The organism is Streptomyces sp. NPDC036984 (assembly GCF_055607665.1).
Window position 1 is genome coordinate 75,812 of record NZ_JBVJRL010000001.1, and the last position, 12,208, is coordinate 88,019.

At 71.3% G+C, this 12,208-nt stretch carries 13 protein-coding genes; 9 read left to right on the forward strand and 4 right to left on the reverse strand.

Annotated features, from left to right (window positions below):
- Nucleotides 1–91 precede the first annotated feature (91 nt).
- Nucleotides 92–685, forward strand: coding sequence for an N-acetylmuramoyl-L-alanine amidase (locus ACZ7DL_RS00345; protein WP_470770208.1), 594 nt, complete (start codon nt 92–94; stop codon nt 683–685).
- 37 nt (nt 686–722) lie between these two features.
- Nucleotides 723–1,679, forward strand: coding sequence for a 1-aminocyclopropane-1-carboxylate deaminase/D-cysteine desulfhydrase (locus tag ACZ7DL_RS00350; RefSeq protein WP_470770209.1), 957 nt, complete (start codon nt 723–725; stop codon nt 1,677–1,679).
- Here the strand turns inward: ACZ7DL_RS00350 and ACZ7DL_RS00355 are convergent.
- The gene (locus ACZ7DL_RS00355; protein WP_470770211.1) at nt 1,676–3,259 is read right to left on the reverse strand and encodes a Na+/H+ antiporter; all 1,584 of its coding nucleotides are present in this window, start codon (nt 3,257–3,259) and stop codon (nt 1,676–1,678) included. The genes ACZ7DL_RS00350 and ACZ7DL_RS00355 overlap by 4 nt on opposite strands.
- A 61-nt stretch (nt 3,260–3,320) precedes the next feature.
- On the opposite strand from ACZ7DL_RS00355, the gene ACZ7DL_RS00360 reads away from it, so the two are divergent.
- From ACZ7DL_RS00360 to ACZ7DL_RS00370, 3 genes are all read left to right on the forward strand, one after another.
- Entirely contained in the window at nt 3,321–3,581 is a 261-nt protein-coding gene (locus ACZ7DL_RS00360) for a UBP-type zinc finger domain-containing protein (protein ID WP_470770212.1), read from the forward strand.
- A gap of 297 nt (nt 3,582–3,878) precedes the next feature.
- Nucleotides 3,879–4,295: an ATP-binding protein gene (locus ACZ7DL_RS00365; protein ID WP_009190566.1), complete on the forward strand. Its 417-nt coding sequence runs from the start codon at nt 3,879–3,881 to the stop codon at nt 4,293–4,295.
- Between the two features lie 17 nt (nt 4,296–4,312).
- Entirely contained in the window at nt 4,313–5,419 is a 1,107-nt protein-coding gene (locus tag ACZ7DL_RS00370; protein ID WP_470770214.1) for an RNA polymerase sigma factor SigF, read from the forward strand.
- Between the two features lie 74 nt (nt 5,420–5,493).
- Here ACZ7DL_RS00370 and ACZ7DL_RS00375 read toward each other — a convergent pair whose 3' ends face one another.
- The gene (locus ACZ7DL_RS00375; RefSeq protein ID WP_470770215.1) at nt 5,494–5,946 is read right to left on the reverse strand and encodes a hypothetical protein; all 453 of its coding nucleotides are present in this window, start codon (nt 5,944–5,946) and stop codon (nt 5,494–5,496) included.
- Between the two features lie 135 nt (nt 5,947–6,081).
- On the opposite strand from ACZ7DL_RS00375, the gene ACZ7DL_RS00380 reads away from it, so the two are divergent.
- On the forward strand, nt 6,082–7,050 hold the full coding sequence (locus ACZ7DL_RS00380) for a diacylglycerol/lipid kinase family protein (RefSeq protein WP_470770216.1): 969 nt from the start codon (nt 6,082–6,084) through the stop codon (nt 7,048–7,050).
- Nucleotides 7,051–7,370: 320 nt separating this feature from the next.
- On the forward strand, nt 7,371–7,628 hold the full coding sequence (locus tag ACZ7DL_RS00385; RefSeq protein WP_003992873.1) for a WhiB family transcriptional regulator: 258 nt from the start codon (nt 7,371–7,373) through the stop codon (nt 7,626–7,628).
- A gap of 209 nt (nt 7,629–7,837) precedes the next feature.
- On the opposite strand, the gene ACZ7DL_RS00390 is transcribed toward ACZ7DL_RS00385, so the two are convergent.
- Both ACZ7DL_RS00390 and ACZ7DL_RS00395 read right to left on the reverse strand, forming a co-directional pair.
- The gene (locus ACZ7DL_RS00390) at nt 7,838–9,304 is read right to left on the reverse strand and encodes a sensor histidine kinase (protein ID WP_470771166.1); all 1,467 of its coding nucleotides are present in this window, start codon (nt 9,302–9,304) and stop codon (nt 7,838–7,840) included.
- Nucleotides 9,305–9,636: 332 nt separating this feature from the next.
- Nucleotides 9,637–10,266: a TetR/AcrR family transcriptional regulator gene (locus tag ACZ7DL_RS00395; protein ID WP_470770217.1), complete on the reverse strand. Its 630-nt coding sequence runs from the start codon at nt 10,264–10,266 to the stop codon at nt 9,637–9,639.
- A 93-nt stretch (nt 10,267–10,359) separates the two neighbouring features.
- Between ACZ7DL_RS00395 and ACZ7DL_RS00400 the strand changes: the two genes are divergently transcribed.
- Complete coding sequence (locus ACZ7DL_RS00400; RefSeq protein ID WP_470770218.1) at nt 10,360–11,112, forward strand: SDR family oxidoreductase; 753 nt, start codon at nt 10,360–10,362, stop codon at nt 11,110–11,112.
- A 115-nt stretch (nt 11,113–11,227) separates the two neighbouring features.
- Entirely contained in the window at nt 11,228–12,013 is a 786-nt protein-coding gene (nagB, locus tag ACZ7DL_RS00405; RefSeq protein WP_470770219.1) for a glucosamine-6-phosphate deaminase, read from the forward strand.
- Nucleotides 12,014–12,208 lie beyond the last annotated feature (195 nt).

Genomic DNA, 12,208 nt, shown 5'->3' on the forward strand with positions numbered 1-12,208 from the left:
TGTGTCCCGTGACGTCCGGTTTCGGTAGAAGCAGGTAGGACGAAACGGCCGCGACCGGCGGCCGGACCGGCACGGCACTAAGGAGTCGGGCATGGCCCCACCCATGTCGGCGAGCGGATTTCTGGACGCGCTTCGGGCGGAGGGCGTGACGGTCGTCGAGGTCGGCGACTGGCAGCATCACAACCGCAATCACAAGGGCCCCTGGGGCCCGGTCCACGGCGTGATGATCCACCACACGGTGACACAGGGCAGCACGCAGACGGTGGAGCTGTGCCGCGACGGCTACCCGGAGCTGCCGGGACCGCTGTGCCACGGGGTGATCACCAAGGACGGCACGGTCCACCTGGTCGGCTACGGCCGCGCCAACCATGCCGGGCTCGGCGACGACGAGGTGCTGCGGGCGGTGATCGCCGAGAAGAGGCTGCCGCCGGACAACGAGGCGAACACCGACGGCAACCGGCACTTCTACGGCTTCGAGTGCGAGAACCTCGGCGACGGTGAGGACCCGTGGCCCGAGGAACAGCTGGACGCGATCGAGCGGGTCGCCGCGGCGGTGTGCCGCGCGCACGGCTGGACCGAGAAGTCGGTCATCGGACACCTGGAGTGGCAGCCGGGGAAGGTGGACCCGCGGGGCTTCACCATGCGGTGGCTCAGGGAACGGGTCGCCGAGCGCCTGAAGGGGTGACCCCGCCGGGGTGCGGGCCGACGGGCGACAATGAAGCGTGACCAGCCCGGACGTCCTCGCCCCCCGCCTCCCCTCCCCCCTCCAGGAGGTGCGGGACGACCGTTTCGCGTGCCGCGGGCTGCGGCTGCTGCTCAAGCGGGACGACCTCATCCACCCGCAGCTGATCGGCAACAAGTGGCGCAAGCTGGTGCCGAACATCGCGGCCGCACAGGGCCGCGCCCTGGTCACCTTCGGCGGGGCCTACTCCAACCATCTGCGGGCCACCGCCGCCGCGGGCCGGCTCCTGGACCTGCCGACCACGGGCGTGGTCCGCGGCCAGGAGCTGGCCGACCGCCCGCTCAACCCGTCCCTGGCCCGGTGCGCGGCCGACGGCATGCGGCTGCACTTCGTCGACAGATCGACGTACCGGCACAAGACCGAGCCCGAGACCCTGGCCGGGATCCTGCGCGCGTCCGGCGCCGAGGGCGCGTACGTCGTACCCGAAGGCGGCAGCAACGCCGAGGCGGTACGCGGCTGCCGTGCCCTCGGCGTGGAACTGCGCGGCCACGCCGACGTCGTCGCGATCGCCTGCGGCACCGGCGGCACCCTCGCGGGTCTCGCCGCCGGACTGGCGGCCGGGCAGCGCGCGCTCGGCATACCGGTCCTGAAGGGCGGCTTCCTGGAAGCCGGCATAGAAGCCCTTCAGGAACGTGCCTTCGGCACCCGCAGCGGCGCCTGGTCCCTGGACGACCGTTTCCACTGCGGCGGCTACGCCCGTACGACACCTGAGCTGGAGGAATTCGCTCAGGACTTCGAGCGGCGGCACCACCTGCCCGTGGAGCGTCTCTATGTCGCCAAATTGCTGTACGGACTCGTCACCCTCGCGGAGGAGGGCGCCTTCGCGCGCGGGACGACGATCGCCGCCGTCGTCACCGGCCGGCCGTTCCCGGAATCCCCGGCCGCCCCGGCCGCCCCGGCGGCCCCGGCCGCCCCGGCCGCCCCGGAACGACGCTAGCCGGCCTCCCTGAAGGCAGCCGCCTCCTCCAGGTCCAGGCGTCTGAGCAGGGCGCGCAGCATCTCGTCGTCGATGTAGCGGTGGTCGCGGAGCCTGACGAAGACCTCGCGTTCGGCGCTGATCATCTCGCGGGACAGCCGGCGGTAGGTGTCGTCCGCGGACTCGCCGGTGATCGGGTTGACCTGGCCGAGCCGCTCCCAGACGGCGTTGCGGCGGCGCTCCAGGACCGTGCGCAGCCGGTCGGCGAGCGGTGGCGGCAGGGCGTTGCGCTCGTCGGAGAGCAGTTCGTCGAGGTGGGCCTCGGCGGCCCGGGACGCCTGCGCCTGGGCGTTGGCCTCGGCAAGGGTCTCGGCCTGCCGGTCGCGACCGGGGAACTTCAGCATCCGGATCAGCGGGGGCAGGGTGACGCCCTGGACGACGAGGGTGCCGATGACGGTGGTGAAGGTCAGGAAGAGGATCAGGTTGCGGGGGCCGTCGGCCATGGTCGGCGGGATGGCGAAGGCGATGGCCAGGGAGACGACCCCGCGCATGCCGGCCCACGAGGTGACCATCGCGCCCCGCCAGGTGGGGTTGTCCTCCCGCTCCCTGACGCGCGCGGACAGCAGCCGGGGCAGGAAGGTGGCCGGATAGACCCAGACGAACCGGGCCACCACCACGACGAGGAAGACGGCCACCGCGTACCAGGCGGCGGAGGCGCCCTCGTACTCCCCGAGCCGCTTGAGGACGATCGGCAGCTGGAGGCCGATCAGGGCGAACACGGCGGACTCGAGCACGAAGGCGACCATCTTCCACACCGCCTCCTCCTGGAGCCGCGTGGCGAAGTCGACCTCCCACGCGCGGTGGCCGAGATAGAGGGCGACGACGACCACCGCGAGCACCCCGGAGGCGTGCGCCTGCTCGGCGACTCCGTAGGCGACGAAGGGGATCAGCAAGGAGAGGGTGTTCTGGAGGAGGGGTTCGGTCAGGTGGGTGCGCAGCCAGTGCAGGGGCGCCATGAGGACGAGACCGACCCCGACACCGCCGACCGCGGCGAGCGCGAACTCGCCGATCCCGCCGGCCCAGGTGGCCCCCTCGCCGACGGCGGCGCCGAGCGCCACCTTGTAGGCGGTGATCGCGGTGGCGTCGTTCAGCAGGGACTCGCCCTGGAGGATGGTGGTGATCCGGGAAGGCAGGCCGACCCGGCGCGCGACCGCCGTGGCGGCCACCGCGTCCGGCGGCGCCACCACCGCGCCGAGCACCAGGGCGGCGGGCAGCGACAGCCCGGGCACGATCAGATAGGCGGCCCAGCCGACGACGACGGTCGCGAACAGCACGTAGCCCACCGAGAGCAGCGCCACCGGCCGCAGCTGCGCCCGCAGGTCGAGATAGGAGCTGTCGCTCGCCGAGGTGTAGAGCAGCGGGGGCAGCAGCAGCGGCAGGACGACGTGCGGATCGAGGGTGTAGGACGGCACTCCGGGGAGGTAGGAGACCACCAGGCCGGCCGCGACCAGCAGCAGGGGCGCCGGCACGGGGGCACGCCGGGCCGTGGCGGCCACCGCGGCGCTGCCCGCCACCAGCAACAGCAGGGGCATCACGTCCATGGTCCTCGCCCACCCTCGTTTTCCGCGCGGCCGTCCGCACACCCGTCGTAATCTGGCAATCATGAAACAGTGCACGCACGCCGACGCGCTGCCGCACCCCGAACCGACGCCGCTCGACCAGACCTGTCCGGAGTGCCGGCGGGACGGCACGCATCCGGTGCAGTTGCGGCTGTGTCTCACCTGCGGCCACGTCGGCTGCTGCGACTCCTCGCCGGGACGGCATGCGACGGAGCACCATGAGAAGTCCGGTCACCCGGTGATGCGGACCTTCGAGCCCGGCGAGGACTGGCGGTGGTGTTTCGTGGACCACGTGCTCGTGTGAGCGAGACCGTCCCGCCCGACCGCGTTCTCGTGTGACACTGCATGCGGCGGCTGCCGCACGACGGTTCGAGCGTCTGACGTCTGGGTACGTCAACCCGGCGCGCGCTCTCCCCTTTTGGGCCCGCAAACCCTCTAGACACGGAGCGTATCCACAGCTTTACTGTGAGTGACGCCAGGGGGTTGGGGTCCCGGGACAGAAACGTTCGGAGCGCGATAGCGTCACCGCTTGAACCACGTACGCGTTACCCCGGGGGGCGACCCTCGGCCCCGTAAAGCTTGTACCACCATGGAGGTGAGGGTGTCCCAGATCGCAGGCGAGCCCGCGGCGAACCAGGACTTCGTGGAAGTCCGGCTTCCGGCTGCGGGTGCCTACCTGTCGGTGCTGCGGACGGCCACGGCCGGTCTCGCGGCCCGCTTGGACTTCACCCTGGACGAGATCGAGGACCTGCGCATCGCCGTGGACGAGGCCTGCGCGATCCTGCTTCAGCAGGCAGTGCCCGGCTCGGTGCTCAGCTGTGTCTTCCGGCTCGTCGACGACTCGCTGGAAGTCACCGTGTCGGCACCGACCACCGACGGCCACGCCCCCTCGCGGGACACCTTCGCCTGGACCGTGCTGTCGGCCCTCGCGGGCAAGGTCTCGTCCGCCGTGGACGAGGACAAGACGGTGTCGATCAGTCTCTACAAACAGCGCGGCGCCGGCCCCGGGCCGGCGTGAGGAACGGGGACGGGCCGGTGCGGGACGAAGAGCGCGGCACACGGGAGCTGCCGACCGGGGACGGGGGTGCCCCCTGGTCGACCAGCGCCGAGACCTCCGGGGCGAGCCCTCAGGACGGTTCCCGGCGCATGGCGGACGGCATCGACGGCATCCCCGAGCAGGCCAGACCGCACCCGGAGGACGACTCCGCGCGGGCCGGCGGTGACGGTGAGGGCTCGCCACCGGAGGCACGCGGCGGCGTCGAATCCGCCGCCCGCGCGGAGGCGAAGGCTCGGGGAAGGGCTACGGGCGGGACGATGAGCGAGCACGAGCGACACGCCGACGACGGCGCGCGCGGCGCTGAGGCCGTGCGGGCCGTACAGCACGACGCCCATGACCGCAGCGGGGCGCGGGCGAAGTTCGTCGAGCTGCGCAAACTGCCGGCGGGCAGTCCGGAGTACGCGGAGCTGCGCAACCAGCTGGTCCGTATGCACCTGCCGCTCGTGGAGCACCTGGCGCGCCGGTTCCGCAACCGCGGCGAGCCGCTGGACGACCTCACCCAGGTCGCCACGATCGGCCTGATCAAGTCCGTCGACCGGTTCGATCCCGAGCGTGGCGTGGAGTTCTCCACGTACGCCACCCCGACCGTCGTCGGCGAGATCAAGCGGCACTTCCGCGACAAGGGCTGGGCGGTGCGGGTGCCGCGTCGCCTTCAGGAGCTGCGACTGTCCCTGACGACGGCCACGGCGGAGCTGTCGCAGCTGCACGGCCGCTCCCCCACGGTCCACGAGCTGGCCGAGAAGCTCGCGATCTCCGAGGAGGAGGTCCTGGAGGGCCTGGAGTCCGCCAACGCGTACTCCACGCTGTCCCTGGACGTCCCCGACACGGACGACGAGTCGCCGGCGGTCGCCGACACCCTGGGCGCCGAGGACGAGGCGCTGGAGGGCGTGGAGTACCGCGAGTCCCTCAAGCCGCTGCTGGAGGACCTTCCGCCGCGCGAGAAGCGGATCCTGCTGCTGCGGTTCTTCGGGAACATGACCCAGTCGCAGATCGCGCAGGAGGTCGGCATCTCGCAGATGCACGTCTCCCGGCTGCTGGCCCGCACGCTGGCCCAGCTGCGGGAGAAGCTCCTCGTCGAGGAGTGAGCCGTCTTCGGTGAGCGCCGCGCCGGGGAGTGAACCCTGGTCGGCAAGGCTCGTCAGGTGAAGTCCGGTGGGCCCTACTCACCCCGGCCCGGTCCCTTGATCCCGAGGGCCCGGGTCGTCTCCCCGTTGACCAGGAGCACCAGCGCGGCCACGGCGACGACCGCGAGGGCGATGCCGGCCGGGATGGCCATGCTGTCGGCCTGGAGCAGGTTGTAGGCCACCGGAAGCGCCATGACCTGCGTGATCACGGCGGGGCCCCGGCTCCAGCCGCGCCGCAGCAGCAGACCGCGCGCGGCGAGCAGCGGCAGCAGGGCGAGGGCGACCAGGGTGATCCCGAGGGTCACGGCCTGCTGCCGGTCGTCCGGGGCACCGGTGAGCCCGAGGACCAGCGCCCACAGACCGCCGGCCACCAGCGCGGCCCCTTCCAGGGCGGACAGCGCGGCCGCACAGGTCAGCCGGCGCGGGCGCGGCTCCGCGGCCGCGGTGGCTACGGCGGTGTCCGGGGCGGGATTCTGCTGACTGCTCACCCCAGCAGGGTAGCCGTCCGCCCGGAGCGCCCGGCCGCGCCCCGCACCACCGAGTGTTCAGGCTCACGCCCCGCCTCTTACCGGATCCCTACCTCGGTCTGGGCCGAGTACCCCCCAGTAGGTACGCTGCCTTGCATGCGTGCACTTCTCGTGGTCAATCCAGCGGCAACCACCACAAGCGCACGCAGACGTGACGTCCTGATCCACGCCCTGGCGAGCGAGATGAAGCTGGAGGCGGTCACCACCGAGTACCGCGGCCACGCGCGCGACCTCGGCCGGCAGGCGGCGGAGAGCGACGACATCGACCTGGTGGTGGCACTCGGCGGCGACGGCACGGTGAACGAGGTCGTCAACGGCCTCCTGCACGCCGGCCCGGCCCCGGACCGCCTCCCCGGTCTGGCCGTCGTCCCGGGCGGTTCCACGAACGTCTTCGCCCGGGCCCTGGGCCTGCCCAACGATCCCGTCGAGGCCACCGGCGCGCTGCTGGACGCGCTGCGCGAGGGCAGCGAGCGGGTCGTCGGCCTCGGGTTGACCTCGGGAACGCCGGGCACCGAGGACGAGGCGGTGCCGGCCCGCTGGTTCACGTTCAACGCCGGGCTCGGGTTCGACGCGGGCGTGGTGGGCCGGGTCGAGCAGCAGCGCGAGCGCGGGAAGAAGTCGACGCACGCGCTCTACGTCCGTCAGGTGATCCGGCAGTTCCTCGGCGAGCCCCACCGGCGGCACGGCACGATCACGCTGGAGAGGCCCGGCGCCGACCCGGTCGAGGATCTCGTCGTCGCCATAGTCTCGAACACGTCCCCGTGGACGTATCTCGGCAATCGCCCCATGTACACATCACCTAAGGCCTCGTTCGACACCGGCATCGATGTGCTCGGTCTCAGCCGCCTGTCGACGGCCGCGGTTGCCCGGTATGGCACCCAGTTGCTCACTTCGTCCCCCGAGCGCGGCCCGCACGGCAAGCACGCGGTCTCCATGCACGATCTGGACCAGTTCACCTTGCATTCGAAGGTGCCTCTGCCGCTTCAGATGGACGGTGACCACCTCGGGCTGCGTACAAGCGTGACGTTCACAGGCGTACGCCGTGCACTGCGTGTGATTGTGTGAGCGGAACGGGCGAAAGTCCTTTCACTCGAACGTTTAGGCCAGGATCCACCCCATGGAAGTACGGCTGTGACCTAGTCGACACCGAGGAATCAAAAAAAACTTTCCGGAAGGGGTTGTATCCGCCGCTGAGGTTTGCGAGTCTCTACGTGGCGATCGGGACGGCCCGCAAGACCGGCCTCCACTGATCACCGGAACCCCTCTACAAACCAAGGACCACGCCGGGGAAGACTCGGCGGTCGGCCCTTCACTTGTTGAGGGATTCGTGAAAGCGTTCACATTCACAAGCAACTTGCACGTAATACCAAGGAGAGGTAGCAGCCATGGACTGGCGTCACAACGCCGTTTGCCGCGAGGAAGACCCCGAGCTCTTCTTCCCCATCGGCAACACCGGTCCTGCGCTGCTGCAGATCGAGGAAGCCAAGGCCGTCTGCCGTCGCTGCCCGGTGATCGAGCAGTGTCTGCAGTGGGCGCTCGAGTCCGGTCAGGACTCCGGCGTCTGGGGTGGTCTCAGCGAGGACGAGCGCCGCGCCATGAAGCGCCGCGCCGCCCGCAACCGGGCCCGTCAGGCCTCCGCCTGACACACCCACCCCTGCTGACAGCCTGAGCTTGGCGGCGCGCACAGCACGTGCGCATCTCCCGCCCCCGAGCCGCAGCGCGCAGTATCCCCCGATGCGCTTCGCCCTATAGCAGAGCAGCAACGAGCACGAGCCTCGGACCAATGGCGGTCCGGGGCTTTTTGCTGTGCCCACCCCCGCGCTCGATCGCCCGGCGCGTCGCGGCACTCGGCTCACTTCTGCGCGCGCACCGGAATGTCCAGGATCACCCGGGTCCCCCGCTCCGGGGCCGGGACCATGTCGAACGAGCCGCCCAACTCGCCCTCCACCAGCGTCCGTACGATCTGGAGGCCGAGGTTGCCCGAGCGGTGCGGATCGAAGCCCTCGGGCAGGCCGACGCCGTCGTCCTGGACGGTGACCAGCAGGCGGGCCTCCTTGGTGGTGCCGCCACGCACCGCGGAGACCTCGACCGTGCCGGTGTCGCCCTCGCGGAAGCCGTGCTCCAGGGCGTTCTGGAGGACCTCGGTGAGGACCATGGACAGCGGGGTGGCGACCTCCGCGTCGAGTATGCCGAAGCGTCCGCTGCGCCGGCCGGTCACCTTGCCCGGCGAGATCTCGGCGACCATGGCGAGCACCCGGTCGGCGATGTCGTCGAACTCCACTCGCTCGTCCAGGTTCTGAGACAGCGTCTCATGCACGATCGCGATCGATCCGACCCGGCGGACCGCCTCCTCCAGGGCCTCCCGGCCACGCTCGGACTCGATCCGGCGGGCCTGGAGCCGGAGCAGGGCGGCGACCGTCTGGAGGTTGTTCTTCACCCGGTGGTGGATCTCCCGGATGGTGGCGTCCTTGGTGATCAACTCCCGTTCGCGGCGCCGCAGTTCGGTGACGTCCCGGAGCAGCACCAGCGAACCGATGCGCGTCCCCTTGGGCTTGAGCGGGATGGCCCGGAACTGGATGACGCCGTCGTGGGCCTCGATCTCGAACTCGCGCGGCGCCCAGCCGCTGGCCACCTTGGCGAGCGCCTCGTCCACCGGGCCCCGGGTCGGGGCGAGTTCGGCGGTGGTCTGCCCGAGGTGGTGGCCGACCAGGTCGGCGGCGAGGCCGAGACGGTGGTAGGCGGACAGGGCGTTCGGGGAGGCGTACTGGACGATGCCGTCCGCGTCCAGCCGGATCAGGCCGTCGCCGACGCGCGGGGAGGCGTCCATGTCGACCTGCTGGTTGGGGAACGGGAAGGAACCGGCCGCGATCATCTGCGCGAGGTCGGAGGCGCTCTGGAGGTAGGTCAGCTCCAGGCGGCTGGGGGTGCGCACGGTGAGCAGGTTGGTGTTCCGGGCGATCACGCCGAGGACGCGGCCCTCACGGCGTACGGGGATGGACTCGACCCGTACGGGGACCTCTTCGCGCCACTCCGGGTCGCCTTCGCGCACGATCCGGCCCTCGTCCAGTGCCGCGTCCAGCATGGGCCGGCGGCCGCGCGGGACCAGGTGGCCGACCATGTCGTCCTGGTAGGAGGTCGGGCCGGTGTTGGGCCGCATCTGGGCCACCGAGACGTACCGGGTGCCGTCCCGGGTGGGGACCCACAGCACCAGGTCGGCGAAAGAGAGGTCGGAGAGCAGCTGCCACTCCGAGACCAGCAGGTGGAGCCACTCGAGATCGGAGTCGTCGAGAGCGGTGTGCTGGCGGACCAGTTCGTTCATGGAGGGCACGGTGCGAGCGTACCCGGGGCCTCGCGGGTGGCCGAAAAAACACCCGCGGGCCGCGGCGCCTGGAAGGGACCCTCAACCCTCCCGGCACCGCAGCCCGGAGCATCATCGGCCGTGGGGTGTGCGGTCCCGGTCGGCCGAAGTCGAGGAGCCGGGGCAGTCAGGGCAGAGAGCACCGGTTCCTCGGTCCGCCTTCCTGTGCGGGGAAGACGGAGGCTTGTTCACTTGGATTGTGGACTAGACCATAAGGGCGTGTCCACGGTGTCGGAGGTGCGTGCGCCGCGAAAGCGCGGGCACGCGATGCCACGCAGCCTAGCCCGACCGGGTCAGTCGTGGGGCCAGATGGACATGGCAATTTCCGCGAGTGCTTCCAATTCCTCCCGGTGCGCGCCGTCGCGAGCCTGCTGGGACATGCCCTGGATCATCGCGCCGGTGTGCCGGGCGAGGGCGGCGGCGTCGGTGCCGGCCGGGAGCAGCCCGGCCGCGATGTCGGCCCGGATCCGGGACTCGAACCGGGCGATGTTGGCGTTGCGCAACTCCCGCAACAGCGCCTCGATCTCGGGGCTGGTGCAGTTGGTGGCGGCGTGGACGATCAGGCAGCCGTACGGATGGGCCGGGTCGCTGTACTCGGCGGCGGCCTCACGGAGCATGCGCGTGACGGCCGCGCGGGCTGTCGGCTCCTCCGCGAGGGCGCGGTCGCCGAAGGCTCCGTGCGTGCGGGCATAGACCCGGACGACCTCGTCGAACAGGGTGCGCTTGTCGCCGAAGGCGGCGTACAGACTGGGGGCGCCGATGCCCATGATCCGGGTGAGGTCGGAGACCGAGGTGGCCTCGTACCCGTGCTCCCAGAACGCCATCAGCGCCTTCTCCAGCGCGGTGGCCCGGTCGAAGGAACGCGGCCGGCCCCGCGTCCGGCCCGTGCCGCCCTGCGCCTGCATCTCCTGACCCGTCGCCATGACGGCCATTTTATAGCGCCCCCTAGAAAATTGTCGGCGGGGGGGTGTACGGTTTTTTTGTATCGATCGCTAGATAAATGGGGAGGGGCCGACATGGGTGCGCTCACGGGGAAGACGGCGTTGGTCACGGGGGCGAGCCGGGGCATCGGGCGGGGGATCGCCGAGCGCCTGGGGCGGGACGGGGCGCGGGTGGCGGTGCACTACGGGAGCAACGAGACCGCCGCGAAGGAGACGGTGGCGGCGATCGAGGCGGCCGGCGGCTCGGCGTTCGCGATCGGGGTGGAGCTGGGAGCACCGGGGGACGCCGAGCGACTGTGGGAGGAGTTCGACCGGCACGCGGACGGGCTGGACATCCTGGTGCACAACGCGGCCGTCGCCGCCTCCCGCCCCTTCACGGAGATCAAGGAGGAGGAGTACGACCGGCTCTTCGCGGTGAACGTGAAAGCGCCGTTCTTCCTCACCCGGCCCGGGGTGGAGCGGCTGCGGGACGGTGGGCGGGTGGTGGCCATATCGTCCGGGCTGGCACGGAGCGCCGCGATGCCCGATCTCATCGCCTACTCCATGACGAAGGCGGCGCTGGACGTCTTCACCCGGGACCTGTCCAAGCTGCTCGGCCCCCGCGGGATCACGGTGAACTCCGTGGCGCCGGGCATCGTCGACACCGACGTGAACGCCTCGTGGCTGCGCGCGAGCGACGAGGCCCGGCAGGGCGCCGCGGCGTACTCGGCGCTGGGGCGGGTGGGGACGCCGGCGGACATCGCCGACGTGGTCGCCTTCCTGGTCTCGGAGGACGGCCGCTGGGTGACCGGACACTGGCTGGACGCGACGGGAGGCTCCCTCGGCTAGGGCGGACCGGTCCGGAAAAGCCCCTTCCCTCCCCCGCCGGCGAACCCCGATTCTGTTAGATTGGTCTAAACCACATAGAGACGCACACAGCCCTCTTCAGAACGGCAGGCCCAGCGTGGAAGTTGTCATCGTTCCGGACGCCGCGGCGGGCGGCGAGCTGATCGCCGAGGCCATGGCCCAGCTGCTGCGACGCAAGCCCGACGCTCTGCTCGGCGTGGCCACCGGCTCCACCCCGCTGCCCGTCTACCAGGCGCTCACCGCCAAGGTGCGGGCCGGTGCCGTGGACACCTCGCGGGCGCGGATCGCGCAGCTCGACGAGTATGTGGGGCTGCCCGCGGACCACCCCGAGTCCTACCGCTCGGTGCTGCGCCGCGAGGTGCTGGAGCCGCTGGGCATAGACATGGCCGCGTTCACGGGGCCGGACGGCACGGCGACGGACGTACAGGCGGCCTGCGAGGCGTACGACCGCGCACTCGCCGCGGCCGGCGGGGTGGACCTCCAGCTGCTCGGCATCGGCACCGACGGGCACATCGGGTTCAACGAGCCGTGCTCCTCGCTCGCCTCGCGCACCCGGATCAAGACGCTGACCGAGCAGACCCGGATCGACAACGCCCGCTTCTTCGGCGGGGACATCGAGCAGGTCCCGCACCACGTCATCACCCAGGGCATCGGGACGATCCTGGAGGCCCGGCACCTGGTGCTGCTGGCGACCGGCGAGGGCAAGGCGGACGCGGTCGCGGCGACCGTCGAGGGCCCGGTCGCGGCCGTCTGCCCGGCCTCCGCGCTCCAGCTCCACCCGCACGCCACGGTGGTCGTCGACGAGGCCGCCGCGTCCAAGCTGAAGCTGGCCGACTACTTCCGGCACACCTACGCCGACAAGCCGGAGTGGCAGGGGATCTAGTCCGGAGCATCGGCGGACACGGGGGGGGAGCCGGGCGGCGCGGGCGGACACGGGGGACGGCGGGCCGGAGCGAGGCGGCGCGGGCGCGGGCCGGCGTGCGGATCCGGGCGCGACCCCTGGGGCGCCGCGACCGTGCACTCCACCGGGCGATGGACTAGACCAACAGCGGGTGCAACGGTATACAGAGGAGATCAC